The following is a 22649-nucleotide window of genomic DNA, read 5'->3' on the forward strand; positions in this document are numbered from 1 at the left end:
GACCAGAGCATCATTTTCTCAGGTAGTAATTTTAGATAACAAAAGTATAATTTTTTATATACCAATTATAAACATATGAGCACAGGTAGGCAGATGTCAGTCATACATACATCTCCAAAATTTTCGGGGTTTTTTCGACGATTAGTCGAAGAAAAACATGTGTCGGCAGCGACCATGCAAACAGCATTAGATGCAGCAAAGAGAGCTAAACGGGATACGGTTGCGTACCTGATTGAAGAGGTTCATCTCTCCCCTTCTTTATTAGCTGAAACAATTTCTATTGAATTTGCTGAACCATATTTTGATCTGGATGTTTACGATACAAGCCAAATTCCCAAAGATTTGGTCGATCAGAAACTGGTTTTAAAACATCGGATCTTACCTCTCATACAAAGAGGACAGATTTTATATGTCGCAACCAGCAACCCGAGTAATATTGAAGCGATTGATGCCATTCGCTTTAATAGCAAGCTCATGGTTGAACCAGTTATTGTCGAGCACCATAAGCTTGAGAAAATTCTGGCGCAACAATTTACCGAAGAAAGTAGCTTCGAATTTAGTGATGAAGAGTTTGATCTTGATGTAGACCTTGAAGCTCCAGCCTCACAAGAGGATGAGGAAGAAACACCTCAAGGCGATGAAGCACCTATTGTTAAATATATTAATAAATTACTCATCGATGCGATTCGTATGGGGGCTTCAGACTTACATTTTGAACCATACGAGAAATCATATCGGGTCCGTTATCGAGTCGACGGCGTGTTACGTCAGATTGCAAATCCACCTTTGCAATTGGCTAACCGTTTGGCTTCACGTTTAAAAGTCATGTCTCAAATGGATATTTCCGAAAAACGAGTGCCTCAAGATGGTCGTATCAAGCTTAAGTTATCAAAGACTAAAGCAATCGATTTTCGTGTGAACTCACTTCCAACCTTGTTTGGTGAAAAACTGGTTCTGCGTATTCTCGATCCATCTAGCGCAATGCTCGGAATTGATGCTTTAGGATATGAAGAAGATCAGAAAGCTCTTTTTTTAGAAGCACTCGATAAACCACAAGGTATGCTTTTAATTACAGGTCCTACCGGTTCTGGTAAAACGGTATCTTTATATACTGGCTTAAATATTTTAAATACTGAAAGCTCTAATATTTCCACTGCCGAAGATCCAGTCGAAATCAACCTTGAAGGCATTAATCAGGTTAACGTTAACCCAAAAGTAGGTCTTACTTTTTCGGCCGCACTGAAATCATTTTTACGTCAAGACCCTGACATTATTATGGTCGGTGAGATTCGTGACTTAGAAACGGCTGAAATTGCGATTAAAGCTGCACAAACCGGTCACATGGTCATGTCAACACTGCATACCAATAGTGCTCCAGAAACACTTACTCGCCTACGTAATATGGGTGTTCCATCCTTTAATATCGCAACGTCTGTCAATCTGGTGATTGCTCAACGTTTGGCGCGTCGGTTATGCCCACAGTGTAAAACACCTGCCGACATTCCTAAACAGAGCCTATTAGAAATGGGCTTTACCGATCAAGATTTAACCCATCCCGATTTTCAAGTTTTTCAACCTGTAGGTTGTACTGAGTGTCGTGAAGGCTACAAAGGTCGAGTAGGTATTTACGAGGTGATGAAAGTTACACCTGAAATTTCCAAGATTATTATGGAAGATGGCAATGCTTTAGAAATCGCTGCTGCTTCTGAAAAACTGGGGTTTAATAATCTGCGTCGTTCAGGGTTAAAGAAAGTCATGCAAGGTGTTACTTCCTTACAAGAAGTCAACCGCGTGACCAGTGAATAAAAGACAATTTAAAATAAGGATAATTCATGACTGTCAAAAAGGCACAAATGATGCCGACTTTTGCTTATGAAGGGGTTGACCGTAAGGGCGTAAAAATTAAGGGCGAACTTCCAGCTAAGAATATGGCCTTAGCCAAAGTCACCCTACGCAAACAAGGTGTAACTGTCCGTAATATTCGGGAAAAGCGTAAAAATATTCTTGAGGGTTTATTCAAGAAGAAAGTATCAACACTCGATATCACAATTTTTACTAGGCAACTTGCAACAATGATGAAAGCAGGTGTGCCACTGGTACAAGGCTTTGAAATTGTAGCGGAGGGTCTGGAAAACCCAGCCATGCGCGAGGTGGTACTCGGGATTAAAGGTGAAGTTGAAGGTGGTAGTACCTTTGCTTCAGCTTTAAGGAAGTATCCTCAACACTTCGATAACTTGTTTTGTTCTCTTGTAGAGTCTGGCGAACAATCTGGTGCGCTTGAAACCATGTTGGACCGTGTGGCAATTTACAAAGAAAAAAGTGAATTGCTTAAGCAGAAAATTAAGAAGGCTATGAAATATCCAGCAACGGTTATTGTAGTTGCTGTGGTTGTTACCATTATTTTGATGGTTAAAGTAGTGCCTGTTTTCCAAGACCTGTTTTCTTCTTTTGGTGCAGATTTACCTGCATTTACCCAAATGGTCGTGAATATGTCGAAATGGATGCAGGAATACTGGTTCATTATGATTATTGTGATTGGAGCAGTGATTGCTGCCTTTCTGGAAGCCAAGAAGCGCAGTAAAAAATTCCGTGATGGATTAGATAAACTTACACTGAAACTACCTATCTTTGGCGATCTGGTTTATAAGGCGATTATTGCCCGTTATAGCCGTACTTTAGCCACCACGTTTGCCGCTGGTGTTCCGCTCATTGATGCGCTTGAGTCAACGGCTGGTGCAACCAACAATGTCATTTATGAAGAAGCCGTCATGAAAATTCGTGAAGATGTTGCTACTGGTCAACAACTCCAATTTGCAATGCGTGTTTCAAATCGTTTTCCATCTATGGCTATACAAATGGTCGCAATTGGTGAAGAATCTGGTGCGCTAGACAGCATGCTCGATAAAGTTGCTACTTATTATGAAAATGAAGTTGATAATGCCGTTGATGGTTTAACTTCAATGATGGAACCTTTAATCATGGCAATTTTAGGGGTGCTCGTAGGTGGTCTAGTGATTGCTATGTATCTTCCAATTTTCCAAATGGGCTCAGTCATATAATGCAAGAAATTATTGCTTATTTTATTCAAAACTTAACTGCACTTTATATTGCAGTCGCACTATTGAGCCTATGTATTGGTAGCTTTTTGAATGTGGTAATTTATCGCACCCCCAAAATGATGGAACAAGATTGGCAGCAGGAATGTCAAATATTGCTTAATCCCGAACTACCCATCATTGAGCATGAAAAGCTGACATTAAGTAAACCTGCTTCATCATGTCCTGCATGTCAGCAACCGATCCGTTGGTATCAAAATATTCCAGTTATAAGCTGGTTAATGTTAAGAGGAAAATGTGGCGATTGCCAACATCCTATTAGCATTCGTTATCCAGCGATTGAATTACTCACGATGCTATGTTCATTAGTAGTCGTCATGGTTTTTGGTCCAACCCTACAAATGCTTTGGGGGCTAGTGCTCACTTGGATTTTGATTGCTTTAACATTTATAGACTTTGATACTCAGCTACTACCTGACCGTTTCACCCTACCTTTGGCTGCTCTCGGCTTAGGTATTAATACCTTTAATATTTACACCTCGCCTAACTCAGCTATTTGGGGATATTTAATCGGTTTTTTATGCCTTTGGATTGTGTATTACTTATTTAAAGTGATTACAGGCAAAGAAGGTATGGGCTACGGCGACTTTAAATTGCTTGCCGCATTAGGCGCGTGGATGGGGCCATTGATGCTGCCATTAATTGTGCTATTGTCATCTTTACTAGGTGCAATTATTGGCATCATTTTACTAAAATTACGTAATGATAATCAGCCCTTTGCGTTTGGGCCATATATTGCCATTGCGGGTTGGGTTGCCTTTTTATGGGGTGACCAAATTATGAAAATTTATTTGGGAGGTTAAGATGGCTTTTATTCTGGGAGTCACAGGTGGTATTGGCAGTGGAAAATCTGCTGCAACACAATGGTTTGAATCCCAAGGAATCCAAGTCGTCGATGCCGATATTGTTGCTCGCGAAGTGGTTGAAAAAGGCCAACCTGCCCTTCAAAAAATCCAACAAACTTTTGGAGATTGGGTACTTCAACCCGACGGCAATCTAGACCGCCGTGCACTACGTGAATATATTTTTCAAAACCCTGAAGCAAGACAAACACTTGAGAAAATCACGCATCCAGCCATTCGCCAATCTATTGTTCAACAGCTACAAAACCCAAAAAGTCCTTATGTGATTTTAGTTTCCCCCCTACTTTTTGAAACCAACCAGCATGAATTGGTTAATCACACTCTATTAGTTGATGCGAGTGAACAAACTCAAATTCAGCGTGCAAGCCAACGTGATGGGCAAAACCAAGAACAAATCCAGAAAATTATTGCAGCACAAATGCCACGCGAGCGTAAACGTGAACTTGCCAATGACATTGTGTTTAATGACGGGTTACTCGAACATTTATATCAGCAATTAGAGCCTTTACATCAAAGCTATTTGAAGCGTGCAAACTAATTTTGTGTATTTTGCTGCTTAATCTTTTGTGTCAGGCTATCTTGTCTAAACCAACGCCAAGGCTGTAAAGCACCTATTCCCATACCTACTAAGCCCACTACAATTGATGGGCTTAATGATTCACCAAGTAAAGGTACAGCTAAAATAGCAGCAATAAACGGCGCCAAAGTTACAATACTTCCCGTTTTAAATGCGCCAAGACGCTGAATAGCAGCAACATAGGTTAATGTCGCAATAATAACGACAAACACGCCATGGAAAATACTTTGTACAGCTAAGTGCAAAGGATCTACATCCATAAAGTGCTTAGGTAAGAACAACAAATAAATCGGCAAATAAATAATTGCGGACCAGATTGCGACGCTTGCCATAGAATGCCAAGCAGAGAGCTTCCACTGTTTAAGTAGTACAGTAAAAATCCCCCACCAAATCGCACTGATAAACAGAAGTAAATCTCCAATTCCAAAAGCAGAGGTACTACTTTTCAACATCAATGCGCTCATGAGAGCCAAGGCAGTAATCATAATTGCCAGACTCACCCATGTATGCTTATCAAATGGTTGTCTAAATAAAATGTATGCTGCAATTGCAGTACAGATAGGAATACAGCCATTTAAAAATATTGCAGCATGGGCAGCTGGTGCATAAAGGAAAGCTGTATAAACCGTAAGGCAGTAAATGACTCCACCAATCAATGCCAAAATAACCGCATGCTTACTCCATAAAAAAGCGAGATCTTTTTTATAAATTAAGATAGGCATCAAAATTAGGAAGGCTATAGCAAAGCGTAGTGCGGCAATATCCCAAGCACTGATGTGCCATTGTGCATTTAAACGGGCAAAAAGTGTAAACCCGCCCCAAATGCACATGGTCACCAATACAAAAAAATAACCTTGCTTACGGGGAGACATATCAAGACTGCTTACAAACTAGAAAGGCAGCTAGATTATACCTCAGAACGCTGACGGCAAGCCTCATAAAGTGCCATACCTGTTGCCACACTCACATTTAGACTCTGTAAATTTCCAGACATCGGAATATAAACTTTATGATCACACTGTGCCTGTGTAATTGGGCGTAAACCCGTATCTTCGGCTCCCATCACGATCACGACTGGGCCAGAGAAATCACATTTTTGAATTGGCATTGCACTTTCATCAAGCATAGTGCCAATCACACGTGTATGAGTCGTCTCTTTGAGATGGGCTAATGTACGAGCCAAGTTTGTGACTTGAATAAATTTAACTTTTTCAGCTCCACCCGCTGCAACTTTACGAGCTGTTGGGGTTAAACTTGCCGAACGATCACGAGGTACAATCACTGCTTGCACGCCCATTGCAGCAGCGGTACGGATGCAAGCCCCTAAGTTATGCGGGTCTGTCACCTGATCTAATGCCAGCAATAAAGCATCTGGGGTTTCAGCCAAGATCTGATCTAGATCTTTTTCATTTAAAGTCGGATGCGGACGTACTGCTGCAACCACGCCTTGATGAAACGGTAGACCTGCAAGCTTTTCGAGACTATCACGGCTTGCTTTTTGTACACTAATTCCAAAAGGCTCTGCCAATTGCAAAATCTTTTGCAAACGCTGGTCATCCCGTCCTTTTAAAGTAAACAGGGTTAGCACACGTTCCGGTTCAAGTTCTAACAATGACTCCACTGAATGAACGCCATAATAATATTCCGGTTTTGCCATGCATGACCTCTAACAACGTTTGAGCAAAAAAATAAAAATCCTGCAAAGCCAACTTCACAGGATTTCTTTGGGCATAGTGTACCCGATTTGAATAGGAATTTCTTAGCCTTCTAAATGGCACACGTAATCGAGTACTTCATCAGTTTCGATTTTAAAAAGACTATTACCAGGCACATAAAATGATTGGCCTGCACGGAACAACTCACTTTCATTACTGTCCGCAATTGTTACGCGGCATTCACCTGAAATAATTTCCATACGCTCAGGAACATGGGTTTCAAAAGTTAAAGCTTGCTCAGTCGGCAAAATAACACCTAGTGTTTTTTTTGTTCCATCTTCAAATTGCACGGTATGGCTGATACATGCTCCACCAAAATAAACGTTTGATTTTTTGATGACCGTTACATGATCAAATTGGGTTGAACTCATGCACACTCTCCAGATAATGCCGTATTTATATAAATTATGATGAATGTAGTTTAATTGTGCCTAAATAACTAATCAATCAGTTTTCATACGGATAGACTTGTAATTTCCACTGCTGTGCCTGAATTTTTTTGGCAAAAGCATAAGGTAAGTTAATCTCAATATTTCGACTATTCGACACAATTGCATCGTATCTGCAAACTTCGACCTGATTTTCATCTAGAAGTACCCAACACACTCTCTGTGCAGTTGGATGGGCAACTGCTGTAGCAACTACCGGTGAACCGTCATTCATTCCTACATGAAAATTTTCGCTGTCGTTTTGCATTAACGCCAGATCATAAGCTGGAAAATCGATAGCATCTGAATCGAATTGCTGGCTATCGTGTATAAGCACATTTTGTTTTAAAGTCGGCCAAATACAGTAGCGCAAATAATGCTGATCCATCACCCGATTATCCAGATAACGTCCGGTGGCAACATAATCCCTGATATGTGCTTCAATATTATGAAAAATCCCCGTACATCCACCCCACATTCCCGCCAAAATTAACTCGGTATGAGAATAATTGTCTCGCATTAAGTGAAACCATTTATCACTCTTGAGCCAAGCATCTACAGCTGCTTTTTCGCGGTGCGAGACAATGGAGTCGGCATCACGTATCAGAAAACGCTTAATTGTCGGATCATCCATCACCAAAAAGCGCCAAAACAAACCAGATAGCTGTTTTTGAGAATCTGTAACCTGAATAACTTGCGCGCCCTTCTCTTTTAAACGCTGTTGCACCAGTACTGGCACAGTATCATCGACATAAAAGCGACACGTCCATTCAGGATAAATTTGTTTGGCTAACTGAATATTTAAAATAGAGGTTTCACAATAGCGAGGGTTTGCCCCAAACAATGAAAAAGCAATAATATTTTCTTGAGGATTTGCACTAAATGCTGGTGGTGCATGATTGGCAATAGACAAAACAGGTTCGCTCTTCACTAATTCTTTTTTGGTTGCAATTGCCAAGCGTCCAAATTTGATTGTTTCTTCTTTTTTCTTTAAGTGATGACAAACTTCTGTGAGTCCATCATATAAGTTTGTATTTACGTTAGCTCCACTTGCTTGAATCGCTTGTAAATAATGTTGATAGGCATCGTTATAACGGCCTAAGCGTAATTCGGTATAAGCTAAATCTGATAAGGCGCCAGCATGCTTGGGAACCAAATTAACAGCTTGTTTAACATGTTGATAAGCTTTGGCATAATCCCCTTGTGCTGCTGCCTGTTTAAATGCATTAAAATGCTGATTTAAAATTTTATTCATTTCCGCAGGATTATTTTTTTTATGGCGGTTGATCATCCCTATTGGTGGTTTCGGTAAGCTTAATGTTTTTTTCATTGTAAATATCCGCAATCTTGCTGTTCTATAATTTCAGTTAGAATAATAGATCACTTGTAGCAAATTCAAAACTTCTCTATCTTTAACCCATAATTTGGCGCGTTGGATGCGTTTATGCTCACACATTTAACTTTAATTAATTTTGCATTAGCTGATCATTTGGCTATTGATATAGAACAAGGATTTAATGTTCTAACAGGCGAAACAGGTGCCGGAAAATCATTATTACTGGATGCACTCTCTGCCTGCCTAGGGGAACGTACAGATACAAATTATGTCCGTTATGGTTCGGATAAAGCGGATATCACCGCAGTTTTTACCTATCAAAATAATAGTCCTGAAGCAAAATGGCTCCAAGACCACGAGCTAGATGATGATTCTGGGGAAATCCATTTACGTCGTGTGATTTTCGCAACCGGACGCAGCAAAGCATGGGTTAATGGTCGCCCGAGCAGTCTATCTGAACTCAAAGAATTAGGTCGCTTGCTGGTTCAACTCTATAGTCAGCACAGCCAGCAGCAGCTGCTTGAACCGCCTTATCCAAAGCATTGGCTAGATCGTTATAATAATTTTTATACTGAAGCAAATGATGTACGTGAAGCCTATAGCACATGGCAACGTACCATTCGTTTGCATCAAGCAGCCTTAGATGCACAAGCAACCCGACTGCAACGTATTGGTACTTTAGAGCATCAAATTGAAGAGCTCGAAGAGGTCATTCAAACTGACTATAAAGAAATTGAGCAAGAGTTCGATCGCCTCAGTCATCATGAACATATCATGCATGATTGTAGCTATAGCCTAAATGTGCTTGATGAAGCTGAGCAAAACATTACTCAAGAAATGTCTTCGATTATTCGTAGATTAGAATCCCACGCGGGGCGTAGCGAACAACTTTCCGAGATCTATAATTCTTTACTGAATGCTCAAAGTGAAATAGATGATGCAACGGCAAACTTGCGTCAATTTATTGATCGTCAAAGTTTTGATCCAGAGCGAATGGAGGAGCTCAACTCTAAACTTGAAGTTTTCCATCGTTTAGCACGGAAATACCGAACTCAACCAGAAACGCTTAAAGAAGAATATGAAGCTTGGCAAAGTGAGCTTGAGCAATTACATCAACTTGAAGACCCAGAAACATTGGCAGAACAAGTTGAAAAGTCGCATGAGGAGTTCTTGGAGAAAGCTCAGCATTTAGACAATATTCGTCGTGAAGCGGCTGCTCCACTTGCTAAACAATTAACCGAACAAGTTAAACCTTTAGCGCTGCCAGAGGCACATTTTGAGTTTAAGTTTGAACCACTAGAGCAACCTACTGCTGAGGGTTTAAGTTTTATTCAACTATTATTTACTGCCAATAAGGGTATTCCTCCACAACCATTAGCACGAGTAGCTTCAGGTGGTGAACTTTCACGTATTGCACTTGTCATGCAAGTCATGAACGCTGAAAAAACCGAAGCAGAAGTGTTAGTGTTTGATGAAATTGATGTTGGTATTAGTGGTGGTACAGCAGAAGTTGTTGGACGTTTACTTGCCGACCTAGCCCAACATGTTCAACTTTTATGTATTACTCATCAGGCACAAGTTGCTGCACAATCAGATCAGCATTTACTAGTGAAGAAACAACAAACTGATCCAGCCAGTAGTACAATTGTTGAATTGGATGAAAATCAAATCATTTTAGAGTTAGCTCGCATGTCAGGCGGAGTTGAAATTAATGAAACAACCTTGCAACACGCAAAACAATTACGCCAACTTAAATTTCAGGCTTCTTCAAATTAATAAAAAATGAGAGAAAAAGATTGGCGAAATCCGATTAACTCTTGTATGTTGATAAAAAGAACCTATATAGATAAAAGGGTCGAGAGACCCTCTAGTGACATTTTTTGAGGGAGAACCGCTTAGGTGACCAAACAATATCTGACTCACCGTTGTCTGATTGCCCCGCCAGAAATGGCAGATGACTTTTTCGCAAACACTGTAATTTATCTTGCCCGTCATGATGAAGAAGGTGCTCAAGGCATTATTATTAACCGCCCTTCCGGCATTCAAATTAAAGAATTACTCAATGATCTCGACATTGAAGCAGACAATGTAAATCCACATGTGGTTTTACAAGGTGGGCCATTACGTCCCGAGGCTGGATTCGTTCTTCATACTGGACAACCGACATGGCATTCATCTATTGCTGTAGGTGAAAATGTTTGTATTACTACCAGTAAAGATATTCTTGATGCGATTGCCCACAATGAAGGTGTTGGTCGATATCAAATTGCTTTAGGTTATGCGAGCTGGGGTAAAAACCAGTTAGAAGATGAAATTACGCGCGGTGACTGGCTCATTTGTGATGCCGATATGGATCTGATTTTTAACCTGCCTTATGACGATCGTTGGGATGCAGCTTATAAAAAAATCGGTGTAGATCGTGCATGGTTAGCATCTGAAATCGGACATGCTTAATGACCGAAACACAATCAAAATCGATTATGGCTTTTGACTTTGGTACTCAAAAAATGGGAATGGCGATTGGCCAGTCTTCAATTGAAAGTGCCAATCCCCTCCCTCTATTTGTGATGAAAGATGGTATTCCAAACTGGGATCAGCTCTTAAAAATCGTGAAAGAATGGCAACCTGATCTATTTTTGGTTGGTTTGCCTTTGAATATGGATGATAGCGAGTCAGAACTTTCTACACGTGCCCGCAAATTTGCGAGACGTTTACGCCATCAAACCAATATTGAAACATTAATGGTAGATGAGCGTTTAACTACACGTGAAGCACGAGAAGAACTCGGTTTCTACCAAGAGCAAGGTCGAGCAAAAAAGCTTTCGGCAGATAGTTTTGCAGCCGCCTTACTCATTCAGAGTTGGTATCGAAATCCAGTCGGTTTAACACCGTAAGAACTAAAAAAGGAAGGCTAAAGCCTTCCTTTTTAGTTCTCGTTTTATTTCTCGATAATATGCACAGTTGCCGTACGTCCAGAGATGAAAGCAAGCTGGTTCTTTGGTGTTTCATCCAATACGATTTTTACAGGCACACGCTGCGCTAAACGAACCCAACTGAACGTTGGATTTACATTGGCAAGAAGTTTAGAACTGCTTGAGCGTTCACGATCTTCGATACCAGATGCAATACCTTGTACATGGCCTTTAATTTTCTGGCTATCCCCCATTAACTGTACACTGGCCTGATCGCCGACATGAATACGGTTTAATTTAGTCTCTTCAAAATAGCCCACAACATAGAGTTGTTTACGGTCAAGTAGTGCTGCAACAGCCTGACCAACTTGAACATAGTTACCTGGGCGCATATCAAAGTTAGATAAAGTACCATCAGCTGGAGCAATTACCGCAGCACGATGCATATTAAGCTCGGCCAAATGCAAGTTACTCGTAGCCGCCTCAATCAGAGCTTGTTGTTGTTTAACAGTTGCTTCCGCTTGTTGAATAGCAGCTTGGAGTTGCTCATGTTCAGCATGGGATTGATCACGTGTTGCGAAAACTTGATCTTGTTCTTGTTTAGAGATGGCGCCATCCATAAGATTTGAGTAGCGGCTTGCATTTTTCTCGGCTAACTTAATATTCGTATCTGATTTAATCAGGTTCGCTTTGGCTTGTGCTAAACCAGCTTGCGCTTGGGCAAAGGCTGCATTTGCTTTTGCTAAATCAGATTTTGCCTGCTCTACATCTAAAGCTCGGCGGGAAACATCAATTTTAAAGAGCACCTGACCTTTTTTCACAGTCTGGTTATCTTGCACCAATACTTCTGTCACAAGCCCCGCGACATCCGAAGATACTTGAATAACGTCACCACGAACTCGACCATCACGCGTCCACGGCGCTGCATTATAGTAATTCCATAAATGCACAATGGTATAGACCGCCAGCATTAATGCGACAATCAAAATTACTGGACGGATGACTTTTTTCAAATCCACCTGATTCATTTCACTCACCTAACTCAATCTTTAATTTCGCAAACATCTCTACGCACCGACCCCAACAAAAATTTGATGTATTACCAAAAGTAATAAGAGGTAAAAACACAAATTAAAAATACTAGGTAATGCAATCCAGCCTTGTGCAATCAACTTATTTGTTAAAGGACTTAACCCACGGAAACAGATATATGCCAAGAGTGCTTGAATGAGCAAAGAAGGCACATAAATACCATAAACATTAAACTCACCCATTTGCTGTGGCTCCTCTCAGGGTGCTGTTTTCATTCATTTGCTCTGATGAAACATGGCACATGCTATAAGCAATATTGTTCAGTGAAATGAGTAGTCTTTGTCGCATAGTCATATCTTCAACATTTGAAGCAAGCTGTTTTAATTCAAATAACGCTCGGTAGATTCGCTCTACTAAAGCTGTCGTATCATTTTCATCGTTTTCTTTAGCTCTAAACAGCTCATCCAGATTTTGTTGCAAATCGCCAATATGCTGAGTGAGTTCGGATGTTTGAGGAAACTGATTGGCTAACTCTTGCAATCGGCTTAAATCAACAATACTACTCGACTCAATCAGGGCCTGATGAATTGAAGTTTTAATCTCGTCTGATTGCACCATTTTGCTGTTTAGAATCCCAATCCGATCTAGCATACTGCGTAGATGAACTTTAAAATCAAGACCATATGGCAGATAGATCGCTTGTCGCATGGCACGGTAATGCAAGGCTAAAATACGGCTTGCACTCGTGTCTGGTGACATGGCGCGAACAACATCAATGACAATCAAAGACACTAAAACACCTAAGATCATGGCAAATGAACTATCAAGATAAGACACTGCATCCATGCTATAAGCATTGTGCAGGTTTAGTCCCATCATGGTATTAATACCCAACACCATACCTACTGGCATCAACATCTGGTTAGCCATCATAGACACTGCGAATAAGAACATCGGTAATAAAACCAGTCCAAGTTCCCAAAAAGTTGTGACATGCGGAAAAATACCAAATGCATAAACAAAGACTAAAACTGCTGAAGCTATACTGCCCCAGATAAAAATACGCAGAACCGGAACCGGGTTATCTAAGGCTGTTAAAATACAGGCGGTTACTGCTCCCATTTGCGCCATCATAAATCCAGCTTTCCATCCCGACACAATCCAGACCCCAGTCACGATAAAAGTAATAAGGACTGCACTAATCCCACCTCGTATCGCCACACCATGATCACGGTGTAAACTTGGATATTTGGTCGTCATTGGGGTAATGTTGTCAGGAATTTCTTTATTACCTTGCTGAATTCGCTGCCACAAAACTTTAACGGCTAACACATTGCTAATGAAATGGCGCACATCCATTTTCATAGCTGCAACCAAAACTTGTTGGTGTGTAGAAGCCGACTCCATCAAACTTGCGAAATCGCTTTCAAACTCATCAGGCAACTGCAAAATATTTTCATCAACGATTAGATCTTTTTGCTCTAAAAACTGTACAACATGAGCTGAAAGTTGTTGCAGTTTTTCTGCATGAGTCTCGATAAATCGAAGTTCTTGAAGTTGCTTGATACGCTCAGATAAAGCGACTAGATTAGCAACCACCATTGAGATTTGATGAAGCATTTCCTGCAAGGGTTTGGTCATGCCATGCAGTTCACCCTTTTCATAACTCAAATGTACTGCCAAGGCATGAATATCTGTGGTGTCGCGAGTAATGGCAGCCAAAAGCTGGGTATTGTTCTGCTGCGAATCTGTATTTAATAAATTAGCAAACAGATTTTCTGTATCTTTTAGGGCTTTTATCACCCGCTGTTTAATTGCTGAGCCAATATGCATTGGAAGAATCGTGGCAGAAACCACTGCACTTGAAATCACGCCAATCGAAATTTCTATAACCCGAGCTAAAGCAATATCGAATATATTGTATTGATCAATATAGGTAATCGCATTGAAGACGATCATGGCTGTCGAGTAACCCGCCAGCATAAAAGCATAACTACGTGGAGTACGATCAAGTAACGACACATAAAGCGCAAAACCCACCCACAACGATAACACCACGGTAAATATCCAAGGTGTATTAATTAAATGTGGTGTTAGAGTTAAGGCAATCACAGCTCCACCAATTGTCCCTACCACCCGATAGACACATTTAGAGGACACCATTCCTGAATATGGATTGGCAATAATCAGGACCGTACCAATCGACCACATCGGATTAATCAGATCTAATTCAAATGAAACAAATAGTGCCAACATTCCGGCAATAAATGTTTTTAAGGCAAAGATCAGATCAAGCCTACTCGGGCGGAACGCCAGTATTTGCTTTAATAACATGAACTCATCTCAAATACAGATTTGAACTGATGAGCATGCCCTTCAATATTTGATTGTCTTTCTAAAGACAACACAACTTTGCCATTTGCCTCAAAGCAAATGATATGAGGAGCATCCTTCAATACAATGATTTTTCCACATCTCGCCTGATTGGCAGAGATGATTTCAGTTTGGGCGCCATTTAAACGGCCAAGCTTTGGAAAGAAGAGGTATCAAGAAATCAATCTGGAACCGACCAATTTCTCGATTAGATATTTTGTTTGGCAATTTTTTCAAAATAAAGCGATTTAGTCAACTAAAATATCTCCATTTGATAATTTGATATATTTTTTAATTATCGTATATGATGTATAAGCCAAGAGAAGTTTTCTCTTTGTCAGAGTAAAATACTCAAATCAGGCATTTATTTTAGAATTGAGACAAATCTTCTTTTTTTCTGTTATAAAAAACTCAAAGATGACTCGTTGTTAAAGGATACGAACAAGACATTATGGCAATTTCAAGTTTTGGCAAAATTTTAACCGTACTGGACCTATTTTCAGTTTCGCGTCCAATCATTAATGTCGATATTATTTGCGAAGAACTTGGCTTGTCCAAACCAACGAGTTACCGTTACCTTAAAGAACTAGTATCGGCTGATCTATTAAAACGCATTAATGGAACCTCTGGCGATTATACCTTAGGCTCAAAAATTGCAGTTCTTGACTATATATCCAGAACAACCGACCCACTGGTTCAAATCAGCACACCGTTTATGCGAAATATTGTAGAACGTACCGAACTGTGCTGTTTGCTTACCTATTTAAATGATGACTATTGCATTGACATACATCATGAAATATTTAAAGACACTGAGCTACTTTCATATGGCCGAGGCTGCCCAAGACCGATTTACGTTGGATCATCTCCAAAAACAATGATTTCGCATTTAAGTAAGCAGCGCATGCAGGACTACTACCACCGTTACCAGCAAGAATTAAAACAATCAGGTTTTGCTGAAGATGAACCGAGCTTTATTCAGCGTATGCGTAAAATTAAAAAACAAGGGTTCTATTTCTCACAAGGTGAGATTGACCCAAATGTTTCAGGTCTAGCTGTTCCTGTTCGTTTTTCAAACAAAGAAGTACCTTTGGCTTTAACTTTAGTTGCCTCTAAAAATCGTTTTGATTTTTTAAACGTTGAAAAGCTCATCGAAATTTTGCAAGAAAATGCAGCACTTATTGAACAACGTTTTATGGAATTATCTGAAAAAGGTGAAATCTAAAACTCCACCTTATGATAATTTAAACTTTTCTTACACTTTAAAACATTGAATATATCACAATATTCTCATATTATGATTTTAGCTCCTATTGATGATTCTTTTCATCAGCAGCTCATCAGTAGAAGCATCCCCCTCAGAGGAATAAGCTCATGCTGCCATCATGGGCTTTTTTCTTGTCTTATTTTTATAAAAACTTAAATTGCCGAAAAGTAAGATTAATACGTGGTTGTAAAATCTTTGTTGAGCGATTTAAACGGTGTTGCCAATATTGTTGAGTCTCACCACGCATCACAATGAGTTGGCCTGGCTGTAGCCACAATTCAATTTTCTCTTTACTTTGAATATGTCTAAAAGAAAATTTACGAGTAGCACCAAAGCTTAAAGAGGCGATTGTTGTCGTTCTTGCCAAAGAAACATCCGAGTCACTGTGCCAAGCCATTCCTTGGGTTCCATCTTCATAAAGATTTGCCAAACAAGAATTAAATTTTTCTGAAAGTATTTGCTCTACCTGTTGTTTTAATTTAGCGAGTGCTTTGTCCCACGGTAAAGAATCACGTGCGACACCCGAATATTTATATTGATAGTAGTCATCTCCATACCATGCAACTTTTCGAGCTGTAATAAAGTGCTTGCCATACAACTTAGCCTCGTCATGTTTCCATGCGAGGTGTTGGTAAAGATAATCAAAATATTGTTCAGCTTCTTCAGGGCTTAAAATACAACCATAGTCCTGAACTTCACCATCGTAGGGTAATAAATTCTCACAAGGCTCTGGAGAAAATAAATCCAAGGTCATACGGTCTCTCCATGTTGCTTTGACATCTCCCAAGCTAACAATGCCAATTTACGCCCCTTTTGCCAATGATATTCTCCAACCATCCCTGTGGCACGGATCACTCGATGACAGGGAATCAGATATGCAATCGGATTCTGCCCAATTGCTGTAGCAACGGCTCTAACTGCTTTAGGCTTCCCAATTTGCTCTGCAATATCTTGGTAAGTCCGAAGTTGCCCTTCTGGAATGGTGAGCAAGGCTTCCCATACTTGTAGCTGAAATGGAGTTCCAGCCAAATTAAGAGGAAGTTTCTGCTGTAAGTGTTCTGAAAAATCCTGTTCAAACCACTTTGCAATTTGTTGATGCCAAATCGGTGACTGATTTTTCAATTGAGCTTTCGAAAAGTACTGCTTAATGAGTTGTTCAATATTGGCGTGAGTTTCGATAAACCGTATAGAACATATGCCTTTTTCACTACTGACAACCAACAACTCACCGAAGGGACTTGTCTCAACCGAATAATTAAGAATAACGCCTTCGCCTTTTTGTTTATATTCCCCAGGCGTCATCCCTTCAAGCTGAATAAACAGATCGTGTAAACGTCCTGTGCCAGATAAACCCGTATTTAAAGCGGTTTCTAATAAACTCCGTTGTTGCAACAGATGATATTTGGCCTGTTGCAAACTCATATATTGCACAAATTTTTTCGGGCTAATCCCTACCCATTCCTGAAACTGGCGTTGAATATAGCTTGGGCTTAAATTCATATGACTCGCCACATCGTCCAGACTGGGTTGCTGGTCTAGATGTTCATATAAATATTCAATCACAGTGGCAATTACAGCAAATTGCCGAGAAGAAAGCATTTGCATGTGTCACCTCCTTAGCACTTATATCTTACATTAAAGTAGCCAAAGCCCTATGACGACCCGATTCTTGCACTCTTCAAAAATAAAAAAGCCTTTCATTATAGAAAGGCTTAATCATTCAATATGCACTTAAGGCTGCTTTAAATAAGGCCAAGCTGCTTTGAGGTAAATAAACATTGACCATAGAGTTAAAATGACCGCTGTATATAACAAAGCATAGGCAAGCATTTCTAAAGGCTGCCAATTAAGTAAGAACACACTAATGGCAATCATCTGAAAGGCTGTTTTATATTTACCTACAGTCGATACTGCCACACTGGTTCGTGCGCCAAGTTCTGCCATCCATTCACGTAAAGCAGAAACTGTAATTTCACGTGAAATAATAACAATTGCTGCAAAAGCCATTGAGATCGTTGGATTCCACTGCACTAAAACAATCAGTGCAGCCGCCACCATGAGCTTATCTGCAACTGGATCTAAAAAACGGCCAAATGCTGAAGTCTGGTTTAAAGTTCGTGCCAAATAGCCATCAAACCAATCGGTAATAGCAGCAAACACAAAAATAGCCGTCAAGATAATATGACGACTCATACTTCCTTCGTGCTCACCAATACCCATTGCAGGCGGCCAATACGCGATCACCAAAAATACAGGAATAAGCGCAATACGCGCTAATGTTAGGATATTTGGGATATTCAGGATTCGCCCTGTGGTCATAAACACCGCCAATTAAGTCTTCATGCATCTTGTAACAGACAAAAATACTTTCTTCAATATTGTATCTATCTGTAACAGCCACTTTATACGAAATATATGAATCGAGGAAGTGGACTGCTTAGGTAAATACCGTAACAGTTTGCCGTAAAATTGCAATTAAATGATCATTTTGGTCCCAAAGATGGGCATATTCTGTGGAATAACCTTCACCTGCATATTCAGTTACCACTTTATATTTAAACCAGTCACATAATTGATGTTGGAACGGATGGACATAGGTAATGTGCCAAGTTAAAGAACTTGCAGGAGCAACTTGCTTAAACATCGGCAATACACCAGGTGGCCAAATATCCATCAAGACAATTAAATCTGGCAAAGTCATTTGACGATTTTCATGCTTATTAGGATTAAACCTTGACCATCCTCCAAAGTCAGCATACTGACTTCCTGTAACAGGATAATGACCTTCTGCCCAGCATACATCAAAATGTTGATAGCATTCTGGCATTTGTCTAGCAAAAGGAATAGGTTGTAACTCTTCAGGTTGCCTATAAACTGGAACGATAGGCTCATGTCGCACTTTAATATTCGACGCACGCGGCACACCAAAGCTTGCGACCAAAATCGTTTGTACCGCACCATCTTGCCATAAACGGGTTTCAAGCGTAGTGACCGATTTCCCTTCTCTTAAAATTTCAATAGTCAATTGGGCAGGCCCCTGTTGTACAGGGCCCACGAAAGTAACACTACAACTTAATAATCTTTTATTTGGATCTTGAATATTGCAGCAGGCCTTTTGCATGAGTAATCCAGCGACAAGCCCACCAAAAACAGTTCGCCCTTGTAGCCACCCTTCGGGTATTTCAATCCATTCCTTTTGTTTTATTTCTTCAAATAATTGCAGTAATGACATTCACTTCCCTAAAGCACTCTGACTCTTGATGAAACATCTTTCATCATTTTAAAGGGAATGTGAATGATCATTCTTGTACTTATATACCAACTATTTGGTCATTCAGCATAGAAACCTATCTTTATTCATGCAGAATTTTATAAATCGTTCTTGCCATCATTTCACCAAAACCGGGCACAAGAGTAAGCTCTTTTTCAGATGCTTTTAAAACGCCTTGGATTCCACCAAAATGAGTTAATAAATCTCGACGGCGCTTTGGCCCCAACCCAGGAATTGCCTCTAAAACTGAGGTACTTCGGCGTTTGTCGCGTTTAGCACGATGTTTAGTAATCGCAAAACGATGGGCCTCATCACGCACCTGCTGAATCAAGTGCAATGCCTTATGGTCTTCCGGTAACTGGATTTTTGTGCCGTCGGTAAAATGCAGGGTTTCAAGTCCGGGTTTACGCCCTTCACCTTTAGATACACCCACCATAAAAGCGTCTAACCCAAGCTCTTGCATAACTTCCATTGCCATATGGAGCTGGCCTTTACCACCATCAATCAACAGTAAATCAGGCAATATGGCCTTTTTATAACGACGTGTTAAAGCTTGACGCATAGCAGCATAATCATCGCCTGCTGTGATGTCTTGAATGGCAAATTGGCGGTAGTCACGCTTACGAGCGCCCCCTTGATCAAACACGACACATGAGGCAATTGGAGCTTCACCCATGGTATGACTAATATCAAAACACTCAATACGATCAACGGGTCTTCCCACCACTTGCTCTAACTGATGGAAACGTTCATTAAGTTCTAAATGATTACTCAACTGCCCCTTAATGGCATGTTGAACGTTCATTTCGGCTAGTTCCAGCCACTCGGCACGAGTTTCTCGAACATTACTCTTAATCTGAACCTTTTTGCCAAACTGCTGTGCCAACGCTTCCTCTAGTTCTTTACAATCAGGCAAAGCAATATTTACGATAAGCTCATTGGGAACTTCATCTGCAACCTGAAAGTAAAAGTTCGCCATAAAGTCACTCAGCATTTGCCCAAGATCATCACCAAGCATGTCTGGGAAATAACTTTTTCCACCCAGCATTCGCCCATTGCGTACATACATAATTTGCACGCATGTCACGCCTGCCTGATATGCAATTGCCAGAATATCTGCTTCGCCTTTGACTTTAAATACGGCTTGTTGGGCTTGTACTTCACGTAATAAAGATAAACGATCACGGTAAAAAACAGCTTTTTCAAATTCAAGCTCAGCCGCTGCTTGTTCCATTTTGGCAATGAGCTCTTGATTAAGCTCTTTGGTATCACCTTGCAAAAAGCGAATACTATTATTAACGTCTTCTTTATAATCTTCGGGCGAAATCAGACCTACGCACGGAGCTGAACACCGCTTGATCTGGTATTGCAAACATGGACGCTTGCGCTGTGAAAAATAACTATTTTCGCACTGACGCACATTAAAAAGTTTTTGCAAAACCAGTAACGTATCACGTGCACTATAGGCACTTGGGTACGGGCCAAAAAACTTACCAATTTGGTGCTTACCTTTACCACGCCCACTGGCAAGCCGAGGATAGGGCTTATCTGCCGACACAAAAATATAGACATATGACTTATCGTCCCGCAGCATGATGTTATAAGGCGGTCGATGTTGTTTAATTAAATTTTGCTCGAGGAGTAATGCTTCAGTTTCTGAACGAGTGACTAACGTTTCAATATCATAAATTCTGGCAACTAAAGCCTGAGTTTTAGGATGCTCAATGGTTTTAACAAAATAACTCGATACCCGATTCTTTAGGTTTTTCGCTTTGCCGACATATAACAATTCACCCTCCTTCCCTAGCATTTTATAAACACCTGGAAGCTGGGTCATGTTGGCTAAAATTTTTTCAATATGAGGACGAGCGTTTTGATTCACTATTGGCATGCATGGCTTAATACTGAATACCTAATGTGATGTTTTCACCCCTAATTTTCAAGTGCTTTACTGTGCTAGAACATAAATTTGGAAAGCAATTTAAATATGGTCCGACAGATTGTGTCGTACTCGCTTAAGAGTCTAGACGATAGTAACTATATTTAACGTCTTTTTCTTTATACACCGCATAGGTTTTTTGACGAAAATCCGAGAACCAACCATTGCCTGTATAGCCTGCAATATGACCATAAGTGTGGCCACTAGTTCGCTCAATAATGTAAATGTCACCTTCTTGTGGACGGTTGAAAGCAGGTTTAATTTTCTTATAACCATTCTTTTCTAGCGTTTGCCCCCAATCAGAAGCAGCTACAGGATGCTTTGACACATCTGCTCCAGCCGCTTGTAGAGCAATACGAATATTTTTGGCGCATTTCTCTTTACTATGGTTGGCAGAGATACTTTCGAGCTTACTCGAGAACTTATGCAAATTAATATTTTGGTCTTCAGCTTTATGATTTTTAGTTATAGATCGTTTAGATTTTTCAGTCGTCGAAGCTGCTTGTCTTAACATCACTTTTGTTTTTAAATCACCTTGAGAACTGTCTTCTTTTCTCTCTTCGATATGATGAACATGTGCATGAGCTGCGTGATGAGCATGAGCCATTTTAAAACCTACTTCCGCTGACCAGTCTTCGAAAAAACCGCGCCATTGTAGAATCAAAATTGCCTATTGGCTCTTAATAGTTGTAACAAATTACCAGCACTGTGAAATAGGTCACAAAATTAATCATTTAGATCAATAATCAATACATTTTTCATATTATCTACTTAGTACAAGTTTACATAAATTTATTTTTTATAAAAAAATATTAAAAAATAAAATATTATTAAAGTCTACATAAAATAATATTTTAATAAAACTGAAAAAATAATGTCATTTAACTTTTTTAATATTTGGATTCAACTATTAAAATATCCATAATATATGAATATATATATCTTAATCTTTACTCTAATCGGTAGCATGATCTACTCAACTCAAGGTTTTTCAAAAGACTGGAGCCAAGTTCCTCTATGCAGTACAGACCAACCAGCATGTATTACAGGCCTTTCTACGTTGAAACCTGTAAATTTAGAAAATGGAAAAATTGTCTTTGATTTCGATACAGATGGATGTTTAGCTTCAGCACCAGTACAAAAACAAGGTGAAAACTATTTCCCTAATAATGGTTTGGATACTTCAGGCACTTTAGAGGGTCAATGCAGCTATAGGGATCAATTGAGCAAAGCAAATATTATTTATAAAGAAAAATGTACGACTTATCAGAATTCCATTTACTGCGGTCGTATTTTTGCACTTTACACTGTTAAAGATAAAGCCGTAAATGGTAGTTTAGACTTCATAGGACACCGACATGATCTAGAGCACGCTGTAGTCTGGATGAAGGATGGTAAAGTGACGCATATAGGTGTAAGTGCACATGGAGAACTAATTAATACACCCGCCAATCAATCTCCATTAGCAAAAGAATATGGTAATAATGCCTACGCCGTTGTTTACCATAAAGATGGGGTATTGACACATGCTTTGCGTTTAGCAACATCCAAGACATCAAATAATATTCAAGTCGTTAATGAGGTTCCAGAAAATCCAACAGGAAAATGGGTTTTACCTAATGTGATTGAAATTGATCAGGCACCTACAAATTACATTAATACTCTTTTTAGCTCGGACTACGGTCAAGCAACACTTGAAATAAAACCATCTCGAATTATTAATTTTTTAAATAGTAAGAAACCTGCTGAATGGAACAATGTGACTTTTTATTAATTAAAACTTAATAAAAACTTAATTTATTGGAACTTTAACTATTTTT

23 protein-coding genes are annotated in these 22649 nt (G+C 39.8%); 9 read left to right on the plus strand and 14 right to left on the minus strand.

Annotated features, from left to right (window positions below):
- Nucleotides 1–93: 93 nt before the first annotated feature.
- From pilB to coaE, 4 genes are read left to right on the plus strand one after another with little or no spacing between them, the layout of a single operon-like run.
- Nucleotides 94–1806, plus strand: coding sequence for a type IV-A pilus assembly ATPase PilB (pilB, locus tag WBW42_RS01420; protein ID WP_032070753.1), 1713 nt, complete (start codon nt 94–96; stop codon nt 1804–1806).
- Nucleotides 1807–1832: 26 nt separating this feature from the next.
- A complete protein-coding gene (locus tag WBW42_RS01425; RefSeq protein ID WP_005079343.1) occupies nt 1833–3059 on the plus strand; it encodes a type II secretion system F family protein in 1227 nt (408 codons plus the stop codon).
- Nucleotides 3059–3919: a prepilin peptidase gene (locus WBW42_RS01430; RefSeq protein WP_032070754.1), complete on the plus strand. Its 861-nt coding sequence runs from the start codon at nt 3059–3061 to the stop codon at nt 3917–3919. Before WBW42_RS01425 ends, WBW42_RS01430 begins: the two co-directional genes overlap by 1 nt.
- Nucleotide 3920: 1 nt before the next feature.
- Complete coding sequence (gene coaE / locus WBW42_RS01435) at nt 3921–4517, plus strand: dephospho-CoA kinase (protein ID WP_032070755.1); 597 nt, start codon at nt 3921–3923, stop codon at nt 4515–4517.
- Here the strand turns inward: coaE and WBW42_RS01440 are convergent.
- The 4 genes from WBW42_RS01440 to WBW42_RS01455 form a co-directional block, all read right to left on the minus strand.
- Complete coding sequence (locus WBW42_RS01440) at nt 4514–5428, minus strand: DMT family transporter (RefSeq protein WP_032070756.1); 915 nt, start codon at nt 5426–5428, stop codon at nt 4514–4516. The two genes, coaE and WBW42_RS01440, sit on opposite strands and share 4 nt — an antisense overlap.
- A gap of 35 nt (nt 5429–5463) precedes the next feature.
- On the minus strand, nt 5464–6213 hold the full coding sequence (gene rlmB / locus WBW42_RS01445) for a 23S rRNA (guanosine(2251)-2'-O)-methyltransferase RlmB (protein ID WP_005079348.1): 750 nt from the start codon (nt 6211–6213) through the stop codon (nt 5464–5466).
- 102 nt (nt 6214–6315) lie between these two features.
- Nucleotides 6316–6642: a pyrimidine/purine nucleoside phosphorylase gene (gene ppnP / locus WBW42_RS01450; protein WP_002115102.1), complete on the minus strand. Its 327-nt coding sequence runs from the start codon at nt 6640–6642 to the stop codon at nt 6316–6318.
- A gap of 76 nt (nt 6643–6718) precedes the next feature.
- Nucleotides 6719–8029 (minus strand): tetratricopeptide repeat protein, encoded by a 1311-nt coding sequence (locus tag WBW42_RS01455; protein WP_032063688.1) that lies wholly within the window; start codon nt 8027–8029, stop codon nt 6719–6721.
- A 114-nt stretch (nt 8030–8143) separates the two neighbouring features.
- Here WBW42_RS01455 and recN point away from each other — a divergent pair, with 114 nt between their 5' ends.
- From recN to ruvX, 3 genes are all read left to right on the plus strand, one after another.
- Nucleotides 8144–9811 (plus strand): DNA repair protein RecN, encoded by a 1668-nt coding sequence (recN, locus tag WBW42_RS01460; RefSeq protein WP_163114255.1) that lies wholly within the window; start codon nt 8144–8146, stop codon nt 9809–9811.
- Nucleotides 9812–9934: 123 nt separating this feature from the next.
- Entirely contained in the window at nt 9935–10489 is a 555-nt protein-coding gene (locus WBW42_RS01465) for a YqgE/AlgH family protein (RefSeq protein ID WP_002114753.1), read from the plus strand.
- Nucleotides 10489–10929: a Holliday junction resolvase RuvX gene (ruvX, locus tag WBW42_RS01470; protein ID WP_002115066.1), complete on the plus strand. Its 441-nt coding sequence runs from the start codon at nt 10489–10491 to the stop codon at nt 10927–10929. The genes WBW42_RS01465 and ruvX overlap by 1 nt, the downstream gene beginning before the upstream one ends.
- Nucleotides 10930–10973: 44 nt before the next feature.
- On the opposite strand, the gene WBW42_RS01475 is transcribed toward ruvX, so the two are convergent.
- Genes WBW42_RS01475 through WBW42_RS01490 form a run of 4 tightly spaced genes read right to left on the minus strand, consistent with a single transcriptional unit; the run spans nt 10974 to nt 14435 of the window.
- Nucleotides 10974–11975 carry an HlyD family secretion protein gene (locus WBW42_RS01475; RefSeq protein ID WP_005065853.1) on the minus strand — a complete coding sequence of 334 codons (1002 nt, stop codon included), beginning with the start codon at nt 11973–11975 and terminating at the stop codon, nt 10974–10976.
- Nucleotides 11976–12014: 39 nt separating this feature from the next.
- Nucleotides 12015–12221, minus strand: a complete 207-nt coding sequence (locus tag WBW42_RS01480) for a DUF1656 domain-containing protein (RefSeq protein ID WP_005065851.1) — start codon at nt 12219–12221, stop codon at nt 12015–12017.
- A complete protein-coding gene (locus WBW42_RS01485; RefSeq protein WP_005065849.1) occupies nt 12214–14313 on the minus strand; it encodes an FUSC family protein in 2100 nt (699 codons plus the stop codon). Before WBW42_RS01485 ends, WBW42_RS01480 begins: the two co-directional genes overlap by 8 nt.
- Nucleotides 14304–14435: a hypothetical protein gene (locus WBW42_RS01490; protein WP_002115031.1), complete on the minus strand. Its 132-nt coding sequence runs from the start codon at nt 14433–14435 to the stop codon at nt 14304–14306. Before WBW42_RS01490 ends, WBW42_RS01485 begins: the two co-directional genes overlap by 10 nt.
- 368 nt (nt 14436–14803) lie before the next feature.
- Here WBW42_RS01490 and WBW42_RS01495 point away from each other — a divergent pair, with 368 nt between their 5' ends.
- Nucleotides 14804–15577 (plus strand): IclR family transcriptional regulator, encoded by a 774-nt coding sequence (locus tag WBW42_RS01495; RefSeq protein ID WP_005065846.1) that lies wholly within the window; start codon nt 14804–14806, stop codon nt 15575–15577.
- 184 nt (nt 15578–15761) lie between these two features.
- Here WBW42_RS01495 and WBW42_RS01500 read toward each other — a convergent pair whose 3' ends face one another.
- From WBW42_RS01500 to WBW42_RS01525, 6 genes are all read right to left on the minus strand, one after another.
- Nucleotides 15762–16373 carry an alpha-ketoglutarate-dependent dioxygenase AlkB family protein gene (locus WBW42_RS01500; protein WP_005065844.1) on the minus strand — a complete coding sequence of 204 codons (612 nt, stop codon included), beginning with the start codon at nt 16371–16373 and terminating at the stop codon, nt 15762–15764.
- A complete protein-coding gene (locus WBW42_RS01505; protein ID WP_005065841.1) occupies nt 16370–17224 on the minus strand; it encodes a methylated-DNA--[protein]-cysteine S-methyltransferase in 855 nt (284 codons plus the stop codon). The genes WBW42_RS01500 and WBW42_RS01505 overlap by 4 nt, the downstream gene beginning before the upstream one ends.
- A 126-nt stretch (nt 17225–17350) precedes the next feature.
- Entirely contained in the window at nt 17351–17938 is a 588-nt protein-coding gene (gene pgsA, locus WBW42_RS01510; protein WP_002114808.1) for a CDP-diacylglycerol--glycerol-3-phosphate 3-phosphatidyltransferase, read from the minus strand.
- Between the two features lie 118 nt (nt 17939–18056).
- Complete coding sequence (locus WBW42_RS01515; RefSeq protein WP_005065839.1) at nt 18057–18851, minus strand: thioesterase family protein; 795 nt, start codon at nt 18849–18851, stop codon at nt 18057–18059.
- Nucleotides 18852–18972: 121 nt separating this feature from the next.
- Nucleotides 18973–20772 carry an excinuclease ABC subunit UvrC gene (gene uvrC / locus WBW42_RS01520; protein ID WP_002114749.1) on the minus strand — a complete coding sequence of 600 codons (1800 nt, stop codon included), beginning with the start codon at nt 20770–20772 and terminating at the stop codon, nt 18973–18975.
- A gap of 133 nt (nt 20773–20905) precedes the next feature.
- Complete coding sequence (locus WBW42_RS01525; RefSeq protein WP_025469759.1) at nt 20906–21436, minus strand: peptidoglycan hydrolase; 531 nt, start codon at nt 21434–21436, stop codon at nt 20906–20908.
- A 360-nt stretch (nt 21437–21796) separates the two neighbouring features.
- On the opposite strand from WBW42_RS01525, the gene WBW42_RS01530 reads away from it, so the two are divergent.
- Nucleotides 21797–22603 (plus strand): NPP1 family protein, encoded by an 807-nt coding sequence (locus WBW42_RS01530; protein WP_002114678.1) that lies wholly within the window; start codon nt 21797–21799, stop codon nt 22601–22603.
- Nucleotides 22604–22649 lie beyond the last annotated feature (46 nt).

This window comes from Acinetobacter sp. LT1, assembly GCF_059800965.1.